Below are 18,480 nucleotides of genomic sequence, written 5' to 3'. Positions count from 1 at the left end.
AAGGACGACGTGACGATCCTCAACATCTCGGGCACCGAGCTGCGCCGCCGCCTGCAGGAGGGGCTGGAGATCCCCGAATGGTTCAGCTTCCCCGAAGTGGTGGCCGAGCTGCGCCGCACCCGCCCACCGCGCGCGCAGCAGGGGTTCACCGTCTTCTTCACCGGCTTTTCCGGCAGCGGCAAGTCGACCATCGCCAACGCGCTGATGGTCAAGCTGATGGAGATGGGCGGGCGTCCGGTGACGCTGCTGGATGGCGATATCGTGCGGAAGAACCTCTCCTCCGAGCTGGGCTTTTCCAAGGAGCATCGCGATCTCAACATCCGCCGCATCGGCTATGTCGCCTCCGAGATCACCAAGAATGGCGGCATCGCCATCTGCGCCCCCATCGCGCCCTATAGCGCCACCCGCCGCGCCGTGCGCGAGGATGTCGAGGCCTTCGGCGCCTTCGTCGAGGTGCATGTCGCCACGAGCCTCGAGGAATGCGAGCGCCGCGACCGCAAGGGCCTCTACAAGCTGGCGCGCGAGGGCAAGATCAAGGAGTTCACCGGCATCTCCGACCCCTATGACGTGCCTCAGGATCCCGAACTCAGCGTCGAGACCGAAAATGTCGATGTCGACAACTGCGCCCACCAGGTCGTCCTCAAACTCGAACAGATGGGTTTGATCGCGGGATAACCTGCATATCGCTTGCAAAGGAGACGGCCCGGATGTCCGACACCCAGCCGCATGACATTTTCCTCACAGGGCGCACCGCTTTTGTCAGCGGTGGCCTTTCGGGCATGGGGCTGGCCATTGCGGCGCGGTTGGCGGCGCATGGTGCGCGCGTGGCCGTCGGCTCGCGCCGCGCGGCGTTGGATGAGGCGCGACCCTTCATGGCCGTGCCGCTTGACGTTCAGGACAGCGCGCAGGTAAGCCGCGCCATCGCCGCCGTCGAGGCGGACCTCGGCCCTGTCGATATCCTGATCAACGCGGCGGGCATCACCGCCGAGCAGGGGGTGGTCGGCCATTCGGACGATCTGTGGCGCCGGATCATCGACACCAACCTTACCGGTGCGTTTCTCCTGACGCGGGCCGTTCTGCCCGACATGATGGACCGCGGCTGGGGGCGCATCATCAATATCGGCTCTACCGCCGCGACGGTGGGCTGGGCGGATAACCCGGCCTATTGCGCGTCCAAGGCGGGGCTTCTGGGCCTGACGCGCTGCGTCGCGCTGGAAGGGGCGGCGCATGGGGTGGGCTGCACGATGATCAGCCCGACATGGGTCGAGACGGACATGCTGCATAGTGATACTGCCGAGATCGCCGCGCGCGAGGGCCAAGGCCGCAGCAGCGCCGATATCGTGCGGGAGATCCGCGAGGCCAACCCGCAAAAGCGCATCATCCAGCCGGACGAGGTGGCCGGGCTGGCCGCCTATCTCTGCCGCGACGAGGCGCTGGGGCTGACGATGGACAATATCCAGATCACCGGCGGCGCGCTCTGGTAGCTGCTGATCGGCCCACGCCTAGCGCTTCAGGCTGGCAAAGGCCGTGTCCAGCCCCTCGGCCACGGCCTCCACGTCCTCCATCCCCAGGCAGAGCGGCGGCACCATGCGCAGCACCGACTGGTGCGGCCCCGATTTTGACAGGATCAGCCCGGCATCGCGGCAGGCCTCGAAAACGGCCGCCGTCGTCTCGCGGTCCGGCTCCTTCGTCTTGCGATCCTTGACGATCTCGATCGCCATCATCAGGCCGCGCCCGCGCACATCGCCGATGGCCGTGTGCCGCTCTTTCAGATCGCGCAGCCGCTCCAGCAGGGCCGTGCCAACACGCTTGGCGTTTTCCTGCACCTTGTCCTCGGCGATCACCTCCAGCACGGCGCGCCCGGCGGCGCAGCAGGTGGGGTTCGCGCCGTAGGTGTGGAACATGAACTTCTCGGCCATCGGCGCCGCCACCTCGCGCCGCGCCACTACCGCGCCAAGCGGAAAGCCGTTGCCGATGCCCTTGGCCATGACCACGATATCGGGGATCACATCATCCGCCTCGAATCCCCACATGTGATCGCCTGTGCGGCCAAAGCCGGACTGTACCTCATCCGCGATATAAAGCCCGCACGCCGCGCGCACCCGCTCGGCCGCGCCCTTCAGATAGCCGGGGGGCATTTCGATGATGCCGCCATAGCCCTGGATGGATTCGATGAAGATGCCCGCGACCCGGCCCGTCGTGGCAGAGGCGATGGTGCGGTCAATCTCGTCCAGATAGGGCTGCGTGCCAGGGCCGAAGATGCCGCGATACTGGTTCGGCTCGGGCAGGAAGGCGACATTGCCGGGCATGCCGGGATGGCGCCAGCCCGCGATGCCGGTGATCGACTGCGCCGCCGCCGTCGGCCCGTGATAGGCCGTGCGCAGAGACAGAAGATCGAGATTGCCGGTATAGGTGCGCGCCATGGTCATCGCGAGGTCGATCGCCTCGGAGCCTGAATTGGTGAAATGCACCACCCACTCGATATCGCCTTTCGGCCCCTTGGGCAGAGTCGCCGCCAGTTCCTCGGCGAAATGGGCGGGAACGGGGTGGTAGAACATCGTCGTGCAGTGGGTCAGCTCTCGCGCCTGATCCATCGCGGCGGCGACGACGCGGGGATGAGAATGGCCTACGGAAATGCACAGATTCATGCCCAGAAGATCGGTGTATTTGCGCCCCTCGGTGTCCCACAGGTATTGCATCTGGCCCTTTTTGAAGACCAGCGGCTCGCGGAAAGAAATGAATTTCGTCAGCGAGGCCGCGTAATAGGTATCCCGGCGCGCGGCGGTGGCGCTTTGGCTCCAGTCGGTCTTGGTCATGGCTTAGCCTTTCAATCTGAGGTTGTCCGGGTCATAAGGCGCGCATTCCAGCACCTTGGCGGGGCAGGGGCGCCCCAGAATTTCGACGCTGAGGCCGTCGCGCAGACCACGCTCGCGCAGATAGGCCAGCGCCAGAGTGTGGCGCGTGCGGTGACCATACGCGCCCGAGGTCACGATACCGACGACGCGGCCATCGCAATGTACGGAATGGGCGTAGAAGGGAACGATGCCTTGCGTGTCGATATCCAGCAGCACCATCTCCCAGCGGGCGGGATCGGCGCTGCGCCGGGCCAGCGCGGCGTCGCCAGTGAAATCGTGACCGGGTTTTATCATTGTGGCAAGGCCGCTCTCGGCAGGTGTGCGCTCGGTGGTCAGGTCGCTGCCCCAGCCGCGATAGCCCTTTTCCAGCCGCATGGAGTTGGCGGCAAAGGCGCCGTAATAGCCGATGCCGTGGGGCTCGCCCGCCTCTTCCAGCGCGAGGAAGACGGCGCGGGTATCTGCGGCGGCGAGATGAAGCTCCCACCCAAGCTCGCCGATATAGGAGACACGCAGGGCGCGGGCGGGTTTGCCCGCGACCAGAATGCTCTGCGCGCTGAGCCAGGGGAAGGCGCCGAGGTCCGCATCTGTCACCTTGGCCAGGATTTCGCGCGCTTTCGGACCCATCAGGCCGATCACGCCGAAGTTTTCGGTGACGTTGGTCACTGTCACGTCATGGCCCGCCGCATGGGCGCGCAGCAGGTCCAGATCCATCTGCTCGGCGGCAGCGGCCGAGGTGAGATAGGCGTGATTTTCGGCCAGCATCGTGACGGTGAATTCCGCCTGCGTGCCACCCGCCGGGGTCAGCGCCTGGGTCAGCGCGATGCGGCCCAGCTTCGGCGCGCGGTTGGCGCCCAGCGTGTCGACAAAGGCGCGCGTGTCCGGCCCGGTTACGTCGAATTTCGAGAAGACAGACAGATCGGACAGCGCCGCGCGGGTGCTGGCCGCCTCGACCTCGGCCGCGACGGCGGGAAACCAGTTGGGGCGGCGAAAGCTGTGCGTCGTCACGTCGCCGGGCCTGTCCGAGAACCAATTGGGCCGCTCCCACCCGTAGGCCGCGCCCATGACCGCGCCGCGCGCCAACATGTCGTCATGCAGGGGTGACAAACGCTTGCCGCGGGCAGCGGGACGTTCCTCGTAGGGGTAGTGCACGCCGAATTGCAGGCCAAAGCATTCGACCGCCTTTTCAACGCGGTAGGCGCGGTCGGCCCAGGCGCCGAAGCGGCGGCTGTCTATCGCCAGCGCATCCATCGGCGGCGCGCCATGCGTCATCCAATGCGCCAGGAACCAGCCCGCGCCACCGCCTTCCATCACCCCCATGGAAGAGCCTGTCAGCAGCCATGCATTTGCCAGCCCATGCGCCGGGCCGACCAGCGGGTTTGCATCCGGTGTAAACGTGATGGGCCCATTCACCACGGATTTGATCCCGCCGGTGCCGAGGGCCGGGACGCGCGCCATCGCGGCCTCAATGATATGCTCGACCCGGTCCACATCGGGGGGCATGAGATCGGCGCCAAATTCGGGCGGCACGCCGTCGATGGACCAAGGCTGTGCCGCCGCCTCATAGGGGCCAAGGATCAGCCCGTCCCGCTCCTGCCGGACATACCAGCTTTCCTCGGGGTCGCGGATGATGGGCAGCTCGGGCAGGCCGGCGGCGATGCGGGCGGCGACATCCGGGATCGTGTCCGTCACCAGATACTGGTGCAGCATCGGCACGGAGGGGATGTTCAGCCCCATCATATGCCCGATCTCCCAGCCCCATGTGCCCGCGGCGTTCACGATATGGCGGGCGCGGATGGTATCCTTGGAGGTCTCGACGATCCACGTCTCGCCCTCGCGGCGAATCGCTCGCACCGGCTCATACCGGCGGAAGGTGGCTCCGCCTTTCGCGGCCACCTGCGCCATCGCATGCGTCGCCATCGTGGGGTCGACATGGCCGTCATCCGGCTCGTAGATGCCGCCCAGAAGGCCATCGAGCCGGGCCAGCGGATGCAATTCGGCAATGCGCTCGGGCGTCATGATCTCGAGCGGATAGCCGGTGAATTTCGACAGGCCCGCGACATGGGCAAACTCGTCCATCCGGTCGGGATTGCGCGTGATACGCATCGCGCCCGAGGCGTGAAAGCCCACGTCTCGCCCAGTTTCGGCAGGCAGGATATCGCGGTAGAGCCGCACCGAGGTCGCGCGCAACTCCTGCACAGTGGCGTTATGCGCGAAATGCGTGCAAAGCCCCGCCGCATGCCAGGTGGAGCCATGGGTGAGATCGTTTTTCTCGACCAGCACGACGTCACTCCAGCCCGCCTTGGTCAGATGGTAGGCCAGCGACACGCCCATCACGCCGCCGCCGATGATCAGAACCTCGGCCTCGCTCATCCGCGCATCCTTTCGCCTTTGGGATCGAAGGGCGGCGCGGTCAGCACCTTCGCGGGATACATGACGCCCGCCACCTCGATCTGAAATTCCCGTGCCGCCGTCTCGCGCAGCGGCTCGCCCGGCACTGTGCCTATCTTCGCGAAGCCCAGCGTCAGCCCTGTGCGCGCGCCGACGCCGCCTGATGTGGTCAGGCCGATGACGCGGCCCGCCTCCCAGACCGGCTCGTCATGCAGGATCAGGGGCGCGCCTGCCGCCTCCATCAGCACAAGGCGCCGGGCCGTGCCTGCGCTGCGCTGCGCCTTGAGCGCGGGTTTGCCGAGGAAATCCTTGCCCCAGTCGATGGCAAAGCCGAGGCCCGCCTCCAGTGACGTCACCTCGGGGCCCAGATCATGGCCCCAATGCTTGAACCCCTTTTCGATGCGGCAGCCGTCCAGCGCATAGTGGCCCATCGGGCGTGCGCCCGCAGAATAGAGCGCATCCCAGACCGGGCCGCCGCCCTTTGCCGGAATGCTCAGCTCCCAGCCCAATTCGCCCACGAAGCTGACGCGCGTGGCGCGGCAAGTTTGGCCCGCAACGGTGACGGCGCGCGCGGCCGCGTAAGGGAAACCCTCGAAATCATCGGGCGAAAGCGCGGCCAGCAGCGCGCGGCTGCCTGCGCCCATGACGCCGATGACAACCTCCTCCTCGGTCCGGTCGGTGATTGTGACGTCGCGCCCCGCCGCGTGGCGGCGCAGATAGGCGCCGTCGCGCGTGCGGGTTGCGGCGCCCGAGGTCAGGCGAAACGCCTTGGCGCCGAGGCGCGTGACGGTGACGTCCCCCTCGATCCCGCCCCTGGCGTTCATCAGCGGTGTGTAGACGGCGCGGCCCAAAGGCACGTCCATCTGCGCGGCAGCGATATGGTTCAGGAAGGCCAGCGCCTCCGGCCCTTCGATGTCGAACTTGCCGAAGGGCGACAGGTCGAGGAGCGCCGTTCCCGCGGCCATGATCGCGGCTTCGCGCGCGGCGATCGGCTGCCATGGTTGGGCGCCGATGGAATAGGGCAGGGCGCGCTCGGCCTCGGTCTGGGCATACCACAGCCCGCGCTCCCACCCCGCGGTAAGGCCGAAGACAGCGCCGGCTCCGGCCCAGCGGTCATGCAGCGGCGAGATGCGCAAACCGCGCCCTGCTTTGGGCTGTTTATATGGCCAGTGCAGGGTAAAAAGATCGGCCACCGCCTCGGCCATGCGGGCCTGCATATGGGCGCTGTCCGCGGTGGCTGGATCGACGCGGGCGATATCGACCTCCCAGAGATCCATCGGCGCTTTGCCCTCCACCATCCAGTCGGCCAGCGCGCGGCCCACCCCGGCCGAGGACATGATCCCGACCGAATTCATGCCCGCCGCAACGAAAAGGCCATCCACCTGCGGCGTCTGCCCGATCAGGGGGCGCGTGTCGGCGGTGAAGCTCTCGGGGCCGTTCATGAAATGCGCGATGCCTGCCGTCTCGAGCGCCGGGACCAGCGATAGCGCGGCCTCCATGAAGGGGGTGAACTGCTCCCAATCCTCGGCCATCTCCAGGAACGGGCGGTCGCCCTCGGGGCCGTAGGCGTCCCAGCATTTGGCGTCCGGCTCAAACCCGCCGATCACCAGCTTGCCCGCGTCGCCCTTGATATAGATGCCGCGATCGAGGTCGCGCACCACGGGAAAGGGCTGGGCAAGGCCCGGCATCGGCTCGGTCACGACGTACATATGCTCGACCGGCTGGAGGGGCAGGGGCACGCCCGCTGTCTCGGCCAACCCTTTGGACCACGCCCCAGCGCAGAGCGCGACGCGGTCTGACGCGATCTCGGTCCCATCCGTCAGACTTACTCCGGTGATGCGGGGGGCGTCCGTCAGCAGTGCGGCAACGCCGGTATTCTCACGAATCTCGACGCCCTTGGCCTTGGCGCCCCGCGCATAGGCCATGCACAGATCGACCGGATTCACGCTGGCATCCTCGGCCACGGACATTGCGCCGGCGATACCGTGCGTGTCGAGATCGGGCATCAGCGCGGCCAGCGCGGCGGGGGTGATGATCTCGGGCGTGAGGCCGAAATGACGGCCAAGCGCGGCGATGCGGTAGAGTTCGTCCATCCGCTCGGGCGCGCGGGCCAGCCAGTAGCCCCCCGTGCGGCGATAGCCGGTATCCTGCCCCGTCAGCCCCTCCAGCGCGGGAAACAGCTCGCCCGCATACATCGCCAGCCGCGTCATGTTGGGCGTCGCGCGCAGCGGTCCGACGATGCCTGCCGCGTGCCAACTGGTGCCGGAAGTCAGCGTGTTGCGCTCCAGCAGGAGGATATCGCGCTCACCCCGCTGGGCCAGATGATAGGCCAGGCTGAGGCCGATGGCGCCCCCGCCGATGATGATCGTCCGGCTCATGTCAGAAGAACGCCATGTCGGGCTTTTCCGCCTTGCGCCGAGCGATATAGGCCCGGAGTTCCTCGTCAATCGCCGGATCCAAACCGGGATCCTCGTAGTGCTCCAGCCGGTCCTTCCACAGCCCATTTGCACGCTGCGCGGCGTCAAGGCCGCCATCGGCGCTCCATTGCTCGTAGGAATTGTTGTCTGGCGTGTCGGGACGAAAGAAGGCGGTCATGAAATTGGCCTGCGTGTGGTCGGAGCCCAGGAAATGCTTGCCCGGCCCGGTCTGCGCGATGGCGTCCATCGCCTGCGCATTCTGGCTGAGGTCGATCCCGTCAAAGAACCGCGCGACCTTGCCGCAGACATCGGCGTCCAGTATCGTCTTTTCGAACCCGGTAACCAGACCGCCCTCCAGCCAGCCGGTGGCGTGGTTGATCACGTTCGCGCCCGCGAACATCGACATCATCAGCCCCCATGTGCCCTCCTGCTGGCTTTGCGCATCGGGCAGCTTGCTGGCCGAGAGGGTGCCGACCGTGTGCAAGGGCACGCAAAGGCGCCGCGCCAGTTGTCCCGCCGCCAGCACCATCTGCCCGGCCTCGGGCGTGCCGAAGGTGGGCGCGCCATTCTGCATCGAGAGGGTCGAGGCAAAGCTGCCCATGAGGCAGGGCGCACCGGGCGCAACCAGCTGCACCAGAGTCAGCGTCGCCAGCGCCTCGGCCAGAACCTGCGCCATGGTGCCGGCAACGGTGCAAGGGCTCATAGCGCCGGACAGAACCCAAGGGGTGCAGGCCACCGGCTGACCCGCGCGGGCATAGGTTTTCAGCGCACCCGACATGTGGCTGTCCATCACCAGCGGCGCGTTGGTGTTGGACACGCAATAGAGAACGGCGTTGTCCGCGACGAACTCGGCGCCAAAGAGGATGCGGACGATGTCGATGGAATGGCCCGCCCGCTCGGCCCCGATGAAGGCACCCATGAAGGGGCGGTCAGACCAGCGGATATGGGTGTAGAGCATGTCAAGATGCCGCTTGTTCGCGGGCAGATCGACCGGCTCGCACACCACACCGCCGGAATGGTGCAGATGCGGGATCATCTGGTGCAGCTTCACCAGCCGGGTGAAATCATCGAGTGTGGCGTAGCGGCGGCCAAGGTCCAGATCATGCACGAAGGGCGGGCCCCATGACGGGCAAAGGACGGTATGGCGCCCGCCGATGCGCACCGAATTGGCGGGGTTGCGCGCGTGTTGCGTGAATTCCGCCGGGGCGCTGGCCTGAATGGTGCGGCGGCAAAATCCCGGCGCGAACCGCACGCGGGTGCCCTGCACATCGCAGCCTGCCTCGCGGAAAATCTGCAGGATCTCGGGGTCGTCATGGAATTCCATGCCGGTGGTCTGCAGGATCGTATCCGCGTTATGCTCGATCAGCTCCAGCCCCTCCTGGCTGAGGATCTCCATGCAGCCGATGCGGCGCGTGATATAGGGACTGCGCGGCGTGGCCTCATCGCCCCGGCGGGCGCTGCGGCCCTCCCGGCCACCGGTGCGGCGGCGACGATCCGAATGTGTCAGGGCAACCATTTGCGCGCTCTCCTTTGCAGGAACATGAGCTGCGCTGCGCCGCGCCATTGCAAATAAATTCGACCAGTATCAAGATAACTAATAGAAGCCTGCATTTTATCTCAGTCAAGCTACCAAGGCCCACCGATGTCATTCGACAGCAACATCATCAAATCGATCGAGGTTTTCGTGGCCCTGGTCGAAACCGGCAAGACCACTGTGGCCGCCGATGTCATGGGCCTCAGCCAGTCGGCAGTCTCGCAGCATCTGGCGCTGCTGGAGCGGACGTTCGATGTGACGATCTTCGACCGCAGCACGAGGCCGCTGCAACTGACGCAGGCGGGTACGCTCTTTCACCGCCATGCGCTGCGCATTCTTGGCGGGGTTGAGGATCTGGTGGCGGACATGCGCCATCAGGGCGCGCGCCCCATCAGCAACCTGCGCGTGGGCATTCAGGCGTCGATGGCAACGACGCTGACGCCCGATCTGGTCACGCTGGCCAAGGCCGAATTCGGGGTCGAGGACATGACCATCCTTGCCGGGCAGAGCAAGGATCACGAAGGGCTTTTGCGCACCCGCAAGGCCGATCTGGTGATCACCTCGGACCCGCTTTATGACCTTGATGGGTTGGAACGCCATGCCATCATGACCGAATCCTTCCTGCTGGTCCTGCCGCAAAGCTATCGCGGCCCGGCGGGCAGTATCGGTGAATTGCTCCAGCATCTGCCGCTGATCCGCTTTGCCGCGACCACCGCCGTGGGCCGCCTGACCGAGCAGCATCTGCGCCGCCTGAAGGTCAGCACGCCCCGCGTCATTCAAGCCGACCGCTCCAGCATGGTGACGGCCTGCGTCGCGCGCGGCATGGGGTTCACCTTTCTCACGCCCAGCCTGCTGATCGACGGGTTTGTAGAGAAGATGCCGCTGAACATCCGGCCCCTGCCGATCACCGGCTTTTCGCGCAGCATCACCTTGCTGGCCCGCGACCGGGAGCTGGGCGCGCTGCCCAAGGCATTTGCGCGGACCACCAAGACGCTGATCGCGCGGCAGGTGTCGCTGCAGATGGGGCCGACGGGCACCCATGCCATCCAGTTTGCGGCGGATGAGGAATAGGGCCGGAGCCGCCGGCCTTTATGCGAAATCCTGATACTGGCGGGATGGCGCTCAGGCGGTGTCCAGAATATCCCGCGCGATGCGCTCGAAAACCGTGGCGCCGATGGGGATCAGGTCATCGGGAAAGTCGTAGTCGGGATTGTGCAAGGCGGCATGTGCTTCGCCCGCGCCCAGCAGCAGCATGGCGGCCTTGGCGCTCCAGCCGAACACACCGAAATCCTCCGACGCGCGCATCGGCTGGCCTTGGGTATCCACATCCGCGCCCACGGCCTCCATCGCGGCGATGGCGATGCGGGCGGCCTCTGGATCATTCACCGAGGCGGCGAAGGCGTCATGCACGGCGAAATGCGCGCCCAGCCCGACCTTCTCCGCCGCCGCGCTGGCCAAATGCCGCGCCTGCGCGACAAGCGCGTCCATCGCGGCATCATTCGCGGTGCGCAGCGTGACGTAAAGCGAGGCTTCGCCCGGCGAGATGCCGAAGGTCGGCTCACCCATGCGGATATGCGTGATGGTCACCAGCCGAAACGCGTCGTCCAGTGCCCCGCCATGGCCCAGCGCATCCAGCGCAGGGATCAGCCGGCTAAGCGCGCTTGCGGGCGATACGCCATCCTCGGGGCTGGCGGCATGGGCCGTCTTGCCCGTCAGCGTGATCTCGAGACCCTGCGACGCGCAGTTCATCAGGCCGGGCCACACCCCGAACTGGCCCAGCTTGCGCCCCGGCAGATTGTGAATTGCAAAGGCCCAATCGGGCGCAATCTCCTGAAAGGCCGGGTCCGAGGTGACGGCGCGCGCGCCGCTGCCATCCTCTTCGGCGGGCTGGAACATCAGGATCACGCGGCCCGATGCGACGGGCCTGCGCGCAATCAGGCGGCCCAGGGCCAGAAGCGTGGTCATATGCCCGTCATGGCCGCAGAGGTGGCCCTTGCCCGGATGCTGCGAGACCCAAGGGGCATCCGACAGCTCGTGAATGGGCAGCGCGTCAAGCTCGGCCCGGAACAGCACCGTTGGCCCCTCTGCCGCGCCATTGAGCACCGCCGCGACGCCGTGCCCGCCGAGGCCCGTCAGAACCCGGTCCGGGGACAGTTGCCGAAGCGCCGATGCGATCCGGCGCGCGGTGCCCTCCTCATCGCCCGAAACCTCGGGGCGCTTGTGAAGCTCGCGGCGGAACTCTGTCAGCTCGATCAGGTCGGAATTCGTCAGCATGTGTGCCCTCCAGTCCCATCTTGGCGCGGCGTGATGCCGGGGTTAGACACGCAGGCTTTAACTGATGCAAGCCTCGGCGCGCCAAAGGGGCCGCTGGCGGGTTGCCCGTGGCAGGCGGCGCGGCCTAAACTGGATGCGAGGCAGATAACAGGAGACACCAATGCGCAACGCCATATTCGCCGCGCTGGGCGCGCTCGCCATGGGCGCGCTTGCGGGCTGTGATGCAAGGGGCCTATCCGGTCATGACGGCCCGCCGGGATATTACGAGGTCGCCGGGGTCGAGACAGGCGACATGCTGAAATTGAGGGCAGGGCCGGGGACCGGCTTTGACGTGATCGTTGGCGTTCCGAATGGCAGCGTGCTGTGGATTTCGGGTTGCGAGCGGACGGGCGGCACCCGCTGGTGCAAGGCGACGATGAAGGAAGGCCGCAGCCTCAACGGCTATGTCTCGTGGGCGTATCTGCGCCCGCTGTGACGCGGCCCCACAGCGCGCATCGTTGAGGCGGCCCCGTGCGGGGGCCGCCTGTCAGTACCGCGCAAGCGCCGGGCTTAATTCTTGCGGTCGCGATCCTCTGCCGAGAGCACGCCGTCATCGTTGCGGTCCATCCGCTCGACCATGCGGCCCACGCGGCTGTCCATTTCCTCGGACGAGATCACGCCGTCGCCGTCTGCGTCCAGTTTTTGGAACATATCGACCATCCGCGAACGGGTCATCTCGCGGTAGAGCGTGTCGAACTCCTCAATGCTGAGTGCACCGTCGCCGGATGCGTCGATTTCGGCCAGCTTGGCGGCGCGGAAGGTGTCGATTTCCTCCATGGTGACCGTGCCATCTTTGTCGGCGTCGATCTGGCCCATGACGGTGCGCATCATCTCGCCATGGCGGCCGCCATGCTTGCCGTGGCGCTTGCCTTGCTTGCCGTCACGCTTGCCGACTTTGTCGCCCTTGCCGTCCTGTTTGCCTTGGCGATCCTGCTTGTTCTTGCCCATGCCCTGGCTGTCTTGGGCTGCGGCTGCGGTGGGTTGATCGGTGGCGGTGGCATCGCTCTGGGCGTAGGCGGTGACGCCGCCGGCGGCGATGAGTGACAGGGCGCAAGCCGTGGTGGTGAGGAATGTCGAACGTTTCATGTCTGGCTCCTTGAGCTGGGTTATTTGCGAAAGTGTCGTCCTCCGCTGGCTTCAATCTGCACCTTCCCGCGCGCGAATGTGTGTCACGCAGAGGGGCGTTTTGTCGCCAACTGTCGCGCGGCGCCGTCCTGACACATTTTGCGACAAGTTTCCTTGGACATCGCGCTGCGCCAAGGTGGTAAGACGGGTTTCAGACAGCACGGAGTTCCCATGACAGCCCCCGCCGAGCCACAGATCCTCATCGTCGACGATGCGCGCGATATCCGCGAGCCCTTGGGCCAGTACCTGCGCAAGCAGGGCTACCGCGCGCGGCTGGCCGCCAATGCGGGCGAGGCGCGGCGCGTGCTGGCCGAGACGCGGCCCGATCTGGTGGTGCTCGACATCATGATGCCAGGCGAGGACGGTCTGAGCCTTTGCCGCTGGCTGGTGGCGAATGACGGCCCGCCCGTGATCTTGCTGACCGCCATGTCCGATGAGACCGACCGGATTGTCGGGCTGGAGCTGGGCGCCGACGACTACCTGGTCAAGCCGTTCAATCCGCGCGAATTGCTGGCCCGCATCCGCGCCGTGCTGCGCCGCGTGCCCGAGCCCGAGCAGGTCGTGCCCTCGGGCAAGCGCCAATTTGCGGGTTGGGTGCATGACCCGGGCGCGCAGACGCTGAGCGCGGAGGGCGCCGAGCCGGTCAAGCTGACCTCGGGCGAGAGCCGCCTTCTGGGCGCGCTTCTGGATCATCCGCGCACGGTGCTGGGGCGCGACCGGCTGCTGGACCTGACTGCCGGGCGCGATGCCAAGGCCTATGATCGCGCCATCGACAACACGGTAAGCCGCCTGCGCCGCAAGATCGAGGAAGACCCCAAGGCGCCGCAGATCATCGTCACCGAATGGGGCGGCGGCTATATGCTGGCCGCAGATGTGGACGCGCTGTGAGCCGGCTGCGCGCCCTCATGCCCGACGGTCTGGCCGGGCGCTTTGCCGTGCTGCTGACCTGCGCGCTACTGGCGGCCAACCTGGTTGCACTTGGCCTGCTGACAATCGAGCGGGGGCGGTTGGACCGCGCCGCCTGGACCGAGCGCGAGATCGGGCGCATCACCTCGATCCTTCCGGCGGTCGAGGCGGCGGCGCCGGAGGCGCGGGCGTCGGTCGCGCGCGGGGCCTCGTCACGTGGCGCGCGCCTGAGAGTGGCCCCCGAGCCGATGGTGCGCGAGAGGCGGATCCCGCCGGGATACCAGGATTTCGCCCGGGATCTTGCCGATGCGCTGGAGGGGCGCGAAGTGCGCGCGGCGATTATCAGGCGTCCGGGCGGCGAGGGCGGCGACGATGCGGACCGCCGCGAGGCGATGGCCGTCTCTGTGCGGTTGGTCACGCCCGAGGGCGCGGCGGCGCAATGGCTGAACGTGTTGTCGCGCAATGGCCGCCCGCAGATGCGCGGCTTTCCCGAAGAGGTGTTCCTCATCGTGCTGGGCGTCTCGCTTGCCTCGGTTCTGGGTATTGGCCTTGTCTTCGTGCGCCGCCTGACCCGCCCGTTGGGCGCGCTGGCCGTCGCGGCGCGCGCCGCGGGGCAGGGCGACCGCAGCGCCCGTGTGCCCGAAACCGGCGCGCGCGAGATGCGCGAGGCGGCGGCGGCCTTCAACGATATGCAGGCGCGCATTGCGCGGTTCGATGCCGAGCGGATGCGCACCTTGGCCGCCGTGGGGCATGACCTGCGCACGCCCATCACCAGCTTGCGCATCCGCGCCGAGATGCTGGAGCCCGAGGACGGCACCCCCATGGTGCGCACGCTGGACGAGATGACGGTAATGGCCGACGGTCTTGTCGCCTATGCAAAGGGCGCGGCGGATAGCGAGCCGATGCAGATCGTCCCGCTTGGCCCGCTTCTGACGCGGCTCTGCGACGAGAGGGGCGGTCAAGCGACCATCCGGCAGGAGGCCAGCGTAAAGGGTCGTCCCGTGGCGCTGGGCCGCGTCTTTGGCAATCTGATCGATAACGCGCTGCGTTATGGTGGCAGCGCGGAGGTCACGCTGGACGTGGACGAGGATGAGGCGGTCGTGACCGTTGCCGACACCGGCCCCGGCATTCCCCCCGAGCGTCTGGAGACGGTGTTCGAGCCTTTTGTGCGGGGCGAGGACAGCCGCAGCCTTGACACCGGTGGTGCGGGGTTGGGCCTGTCGATCGCGCGCAACATCGCGCTGGCCCATGGCGGTCGGATCACGCTGGACAACCGCACGGGCGGCGGACTGATTGCTCAACTGCGCCTGCCACTGGCGAGTGAGGCACCGCGCGGCTAGTGGCGATCCCCGCTGGCGCGGTTGGCGGCGCTGATCCAGGGGGCCGCGAAGGCGACCAGATCGGCAAGCCCGCAAACGCGCGCCTTCGCCGCGCCGAAACTGCCGCGCGTGACGGCGCCGGTCTGCTCGAACCCCGCGCCGACATCAGGGAAAAGCCGGTTCAGATCATCGGCCACATCCTCCATCTCGGCCCACCGCCCCGGCGCCATTTTCACCCGGCGCGTTTTGGTGCGCCGCGTCTGGGCCAGCGTCTCGGCGGTATGGAGCGCCGAGCATCTGTTCCATCCCACCCCGATCAGCGCGACCTTGGCGCAGGGCATTTCGCAAAGCGCGCCCATGGGCGTGCCTGCGCCTAGCGCCCAGTCGAGGCTGTGCCGCGCGATCAGATCCGCCGCGCCGCGCCCGTTGAAGCAAAGCGAGACAGCGGGATGATCGCTGCGATGCGTGCCGGGCCAGGTGCGAAAAAGCTCGGCGAGCACCCCCATGCCGTCGGTCGGCGATCTCTGCAGGTCGAACCCGGGCACGGCGTCTTCGATCCGGCGTCGCTGGGCCTCGCTCACCTCGACGTCGATATCGTCCGGGAAATACGCGTCCGAAGAAAATCCGGGCATCCCGAGCAACCCGGCGGGGCCAAGAACGCCCTGCAGCGCCTGGATCACCATGCGCGGGCCGCCGATCACGGGGCCAACTGCGCGAAGGGAGGCATGCACGAACAGGCGGTCGCCCGGACAGATCCCCAGGGCGGCCAGATCGCGCATCAGATCGTCTTGAGTGTGGAATGCGGTCGTCATTCGGCCAGCCTAGGGCGCGGTCAAAAGATTCGCAGCACCTCTTTGCCACGCCCGCTTGCGCCGCACCGTCAGCGAATTGCGGACATGCGTGCCGATTTGGCGTAGACAGATATCACAGCGGCCCCCGGGCCGCGCCCTAGAATGACGGAGCGCCGCTTGCTCAAGATCGACACCGCCCAATCCGCCTCCTTCATGGTCGCCTGCGAGGAAGGCTCGATGCGTGCGGCCTCCGAGAGGCTGGGGCTTGAGCCTTCGACCATCAGCCGCCAGATCAAGGCGCTGGAAACCGGCCTTGGCACCGATCTGATCGAGAGGGGCCGCAAGGGCGTGCGCCCGACTGAGGCAGGCACCATCCTTCTGACCTATCTCAAACGCCAGCAGGGCGATCAGGAGGCGCTGCTGTCGGAATTCGACGCGCTCAAGGGGATGCGGCGCGGCGAGCTGGTGATTGCCGTGGGCGACGGGTTCATCAGTGATTTCATCGGCAACGCGGTCAAATCCTACCGGGCGGCCTATCCCGGCTTTACCTATGATCTGCTCACCGGCTCGACCGAGCAGGTGCTGCATGCGGTGCGCACCGACCGCGCGCATCTCGGCCTTGCTTATAACGCCGGGAAAGAGCGCGCGATCCGGCGTGCGGCGCAGGCGCGTCAACCGCTGGAGTTGTTGATCAGCCCGGCGTCGCAATGGGCCGACCTGCCGCAGCAAGTCACGATGCGGCAGTTGGAGGCGTTGCCGGCTGCACTGCTGAAATCCGGCTCCGGCGTCGGCGACATGATCAAGCTGGCCGAGGGCGCGCACGGTATGCGCCTGAACGCAGTCATCCGCTCCAACTCGCTTGCCGTGCTGCGCAATTTCGTGCGCGAGGGGCTGGGCGTGACCGTGCTGCCGGCCTTCGTCGTCACCCGCGAGATCGCGGATGGCACGATCACCACAAAGAAGCTCGACATTCCCGAGCTAAACCGGGGCGAGGCATCAGTGTTTACCCGGCAGGGGCGGCGCCTGCCTGAAGGGGCCACCCGGCTGATCAGCCATATCACGCGAGGCATGGCCGCTTTTCGCCAGATCGGATAGCGTTGCGAGAAACGCAACGATAAATTACAGACGCTGCAATTACCGCAAGATTATGTGGGCTGTATCCTGCTGGGAATCAACAATCTCAACAGGGTGAAAACATGTCGAAAACCTATCTTGCGTCTTGGGCAGCGGCCATGGCGGTATCGACCGCGCTGATCGCACCGGCACAGGCTGACACGCTGCGCATGGCCTCGCAGGGCGACGCCACCAGCCTCGACCCGCACAGCCATAATGAGAGCTTTACCAACTACTTCCTGGCCAATGTCTATGAGGGCCTCGTCGCGCGCGACAAGAATTTCGAGATCGCTGGACAGCTGGCGACAAGCTGGGAGCAGGTGGACGACACCACCTGGCGCTTCAAGCTGCGCGAGGGCGTGACATTTCATGATGGCGCGGCTTTTACGGCCGATGATGTGATCTTCAGCATGGACCGCGCCCGCAGCGAGGCGTCGAATTTCAAGCATGTTCTGGCCTCTGTGGGCAGCTATTCCGCTATCGACGACATGACGGTCGAGATCGTCACGACCGCGCCCAACCCGATTCTGCTGAACGACCTGCTGGATCTGATGATCCTCGACCGCGAATGGGCCGAGGCCAATGGCGCCGAAGAGCCGATCAACCTCCAGCAGGAGGAAAAGTCCTTCAGCGCGACCAATGCCAACGGCACCGGTCCCTACAAGGTGACGTCCCGCGCGCAGGGCGAAAAGACGACGCTCGAGGCTTATGACGGCTATTGGGGCGAGATGGGCAACATCACCGAGGTGGTCTTCACCCCCATCGACAACGCCGCAACGCTGGTCTCGGCGCTGCTGTCGGGCGAGGTCGATCTGGTGATGCCCCTGCCATTGCAGGACATTCCCCGCGTCGAACAGGGCGAAGGCGTCAAGGTCGTCTCCTCCCCCGAGGCGCGCACGATGTATATCGGCATGGACCAGGCGCGCGATCAGATCCTTGAAAGCCCGGTCGAAGGCAATCCGTTCAAGGATATCCGCGTGCGCCAGGCCTTTGCCCATGCGGTGGACGCGCAGGCGATCATCGACCGAGTGATGCAGGGTCAGGCGACGCTCGCCACGCAATACATCATGGACAAGGTGAACGGCTACAACCCGGGTCTCACCCGCCTCGAATACGATGTGGAAAAGGCCAAGTCCCTGCTGGCCGAGGCCGGCTACCCGGACGGTTTCGAGCTGAGCATGGATTGCTCGACCGACCGCTATGTGAATGACGGGCAGATCTGTCAGGCGGTGGTCAGCCTGCTGGCGCGCGCCGACATCAGGGTGAACCTGATTGCCCAGCCCAAGGCGCAATTCTTTCCCAAGGTGGTCGCGCCCGAGTTCGGCACGTCCTTCTTCCTGCTCAGTTGGACACCCTCGACGATGGATGCGCTCAACGTCTTCCAGAACGTGCTGGGCACGCGCGACCTGGAGAACGGCAAGGGCGCGTGGAACATCTCGGGCTGCTCGGTGCCCGAGGCCGATGCGCTGGCCGCCGAGGCCGCGGTCGCGATGGACGCCGCCGCGCGCACGAAGATGCTGCAGGACGCGATGGCGCTGATGGTCGAGGAGGTATGTCTCGTGCCGCTCCATGTCCAGCAGCTGGTCTGGGGCGCGGCCGAGAATGTCGACGTGGTTCAGCACCCGACATTCGAGTTCCCGCTGGAATATTTCAACGTCAACTAAGCCGGTGATCTGCGGCCCGGCACCCCGCCGGGCCTGCGGGCCATGCCCTCTTCCA

The 18,480-nt window shown here is 66.4% G+C and carries 15 protein-coding genes; 8 read left to right on the top strand and 7 right to left on the bottom strand.

The features are described from left to right. A partial coding sequence (gene cysC, locus ACEWPL_RS17080) for an adenylyl-sulfate kinase (protein ID WP_420744366.1) occupies positions 1–675 on the top strand: 675 nt, incomplete at its 5' end. Positions 676–707: 32 nt separating this feature from the next. Beyond that, a complete protein-coding gene (locus tag ACEWPL_RS17075; protein WP_393929604.1) occupies positions 708–1,484 on the top strand; it encodes an SDR family NAD(P)-dependent oxidoreductase in 777 nt (258 codons plus the stop codon). An 18-nt stretch (positions 1,485–1,502) separates the two neighbouring features. Here ACEWPL_RS17075 and ACEWPL_RS17070 read toward each other — a convergent pair whose 3' ends face one another. Genes ACEWPL_RS17070 through ACEWPL_RS17055 form a run of 4 tightly spaced genes read right to left on the bottom strand, consistent with a single transcriptional unit; the run spans position 1,503 to position 9,176 of the window. Further along, positions 1,503–2,816 carry an aspartate aminotransferase family protein gene (locus ACEWPL_RS17070; protein WP_393929602.1) on the bottom strand — a complete coding sequence of 438 codons (1,314 nt, stop codon included), beginning with the start codon at positions 2,814–2,816 and terminating at the stop codon, positions 1,503–1,505. A gap of 3 nt (positions 2,817–2,819) precedes the next feature. Continuing rightward, entirely contained in the window at positions 2,820–5,225 is a 2,406-nt protein-coding gene (locus tag ACEWPL_RS17065) for a GcvT family protein (protein WP_393929600.1), read from the bottom strand. Continuing rightward, complete coding sequence (locus ACEWPL_RS17060; RefSeq protein WP_393929598.1) at positions 5,222–7,621, bottom strand: GcvT family protein; 2,400 nt, start codon at positions 7,619–7,621, stop codon at positions 5,222–5,224. The genes ACEWPL_RS17065 and ACEWPL_RS17060 overlap by 4 nt, the downstream gene beginning before the upstream one ends. A 1-nt stretch (position 7,622) precedes the next feature. Further along, the gene (locus ACEWPL_RS17055) at positions 7,623–9,176 is read right to left on the bottom strand and encodes a trimethylamine methyltransferase family protein (protein WP_393929596.1); all 1,554 of its coding nucleotides are present in this window, start codon (positions 9,174–9,176) and stop codon (positions 7,623–7,625) included. Positions 9,177–9,302: 126 nt separating this feature from the next. On the opposite strand from ACEWPL_RS17055, the gene ACEWPL_RS17050 reads away from it, so the two are divergent. Then, positions 9,303–10,265 (top strand): LysR family transcriptional regulator, encoded by a 963-nt coding sequence (locus tag ACEWPL_RS17050; RefSeq protein ID WP_393929594.1) that lies wholly within the window; start codon positions 9,303–9,305, stop codon positions 10,263–10,265. Between the two features lie 51 nt (positions 10,266–10,316). On the opposite strand, the gene ACEWPL_RS17045 is transcribed toward ACEWPL_RS17050, so the two are convergent. Continuing rightward, complete coding sequence (locus ACEWPL_RS17045; RefSeq protein WP_393929592.1) at positions 10,317–11,468, bottom strand: amidohydrolase; 1,152 nt, start codon at positions 11,466–11,468, stop codon at positions 10,317–10,319. A gap of 160 nt (positions 11,469–11,628) precedes the next feature. Here ACEWPL_RS17045 and ACEWPL_RS17040 point away from each other — a divergent pair, with 160 nt between their 5' ends. After that, positions 11,629–11,943: an SH3 domain-containing protein gene (locus ACEWPL_RS17040; protein WP_393929590.1), complete on the top strand. Its 315-nt coding sequence runs from the start codon at positions 11,629–11,631 to the stop codon at positions 11,941–11,943. Positions 11,944–12,017: 74 nt separating this feature from the next. Here the strand turns inward: ACEWPL_RS17040 and ACEWPL_RS17035 are convergent, their stop codons facing one another. After that, the gene (locus tag ACEWPL_RS17035) at positions 12,018–12,593 is read right to left on the bottom strand and encodes an EF-hand domain-containing protein (protein ID WP_393929588.1); all 576 of its coding nucleotides are present in this window, start codon (positions 12,591–12,593) and stop codon (positions 12,018–12,020) included. A 210-nt stretch (positions 12,594–12,803) separates the two neighbouring features. Between ACEWPL_RS17035 and ACEWPL_RS17030 the strand changes: the two genes are divergently transcribed. Next, entirely contained in the window at positions 12,804–13,520 is a 717-nt protein-coding gene (locus tag ACEWPL_RS17030) for a response regulator (protein ID WP_393929586.1), read from the top strand. Then, positions 13,517–14,878 carry a sensor histidine kinase gene (locus ACEWPL_RS17025; protein WP_393929584.1) on the top strand — a complete coding sequence of 454 codons (1,362 nt, stop codon included), beginning with the start codon at positions 13,517–13,519 and terminating at the stop codon, positions 14,876–14,878. Before ACEWPL_RS17030 ends, ACEWPL_RS17025 begins: the two co-directional genes overlap by 4 nt. Here ACEWPL_RS17025 and ACEWPL_RS17020 read toward each other — a convergent pair. Beyond that, positions 14,875–15,669: an AAC(3) family N-acetyltransferase gene (locus ACEWPL_RS17020; protein WP_393929582.1), complete on the bottom strand. Its 795-nt coding sequence runs from the start codon at positions 15,667–15,669 to the stop codon at positions 14,875–14,877. The two genes, ACEWPL_RS17025 and ACEWPL_RS17020, sit on opposite strands and share 4 nt — an antisense overlap. A 156-nt stretch (positions 15,670–15,825) precedes the next feature. On the opposite strand from ACEWPL_RS17020, the gene ACEWPL_RS17015 reads away from it, so the two are divergent. Further along, complete coding sequence (locus ACEWPL_RS17015; protein WP_393929580.1) at positions 15,826–16,743, top strand: LysR family transcriptional regulator; 918 nt, start codon at positions 15,826–15,828, stop codon at positions 16,741–16,743. A 101-nt stretch (positions 16,744–16,844) separates the two neighbouring features. Further along, positions 16,845–18,425 carry an ABC transporter substrate-binding protein gene (locus ACEWPL_RS17010; RefSeq protein WP_393929578.1) on the top strand — a complete coding sequence of 527 codons (1,581 nt, stop codon included), beginning with the start codon at positions 16,845–16,847 and terminating at the stop codon, positions 18,423–18,425. The last annotated feature ends 55 nt before the right edge of the window (positions 18,426–18,480 follow it).

It is taken from the genome of Roseovarius roseus, from assembly GCF_043355935.2.
GTDB lineage: Bacteria > Pseudomonadota > Alphaproteobacteria > Rhodobacterales > Rhodobacteraceae > Roseovarius > Roseovarius roseus.
This window is presented reverse-complemented; position numbering and strand designations above follow the sequence as displayed.

Excerpts from the sequence above, each read along its gene's own strand:
- ACEWPL_RS17075 (WP_393929604.1), top strand. The coding sequence starts at position 708 with ATGTCCGACACCCAGCCGCATGACATTTTCCTCACAGGGCGCACCGCT.
- ACEWPL_RS17070 (WP_393929602.1), bottom strand. The coding sequence starts at position 2,816 with ATGACCAAGACCGACTGGAGCCAAAGCGCCACCGCCGCGCGCCGGGAT.
- ACEWPL_RS17065 (WP_393929600.1), bottom strand. The coding sequence starts at position 5,225 with ATGAGCGAGGCCGAGGTTCTGATCATCGGCGGCGGCGTGATGGGCGTG.
- ACEWPL_RS17060 (WP_393929598.1), bottom strand. The coding sequence starts at position 7,621 with ATGAGCCGGACGATCATCATCGGCGGGGGCGCCATCGGCCTCAGCCTG.
- ACEWPL_RS17055 (WP_393929596.1), bottom strand. The coding sequence starts at position 9,176 with ATGGTTGCCCTGACACATTCGGATCGTCGCCGCCGCACCGGTGGCCGG.
- ACEWPL_RS17050 (WP_393929594.1), top strand. The coding sequence starts at position 9,303 with ATGTCATTCGACAGCAACATCATCAAATCGATCGAGGTTTTCGTGGCC.
- ACEWPL_RS17045 (WP_393929592.1), bottom strand. The coding sequence starts at position 11,468 with ATGCTGACGAATTCCGACCTGATCGAGCTGACAGAGTTCCGCCGCGAG.
- ACEWPL_RS17040 (WP_393929590.1), top strand. The coding sequence starts at position 11,629 with ATGCGCAACGCCATATTCGCCGCGCTGGGCGCGCTCGCCATGGGCGCG.
- ACEWPL_RS17035 (WP_393929588.1), bottom strand. The coding sequence starts at position 12,593 with ATGAAACGTTCGACATTCCTCACCACCACGGCTTGCGCCCTGTCACTC.
- ACEWPL_RS17030 (WP_393929586.1), top strand. The coding sequence starts at position 12,804 with ATGACAGCCCCCGCCGAGCCACAGATCCTCATCGTCGACGATGCGCGC.
- ACEWPL_RS17020 (WP_393929582.1), bottom strand. The coding sequence starts at position 15,669 with ATGACGACCGCATTCCACACTCAAGACGATCTGATGCGCGATCTGGCC.
- ACEWPL_RS17010 (WP_393929578.1), top strand. The coding sequence starts at position 16,845 with ATGTCGAAAACCTATCTTGCGTCTTGGGCAGCGGCCATGGCGGTATCG.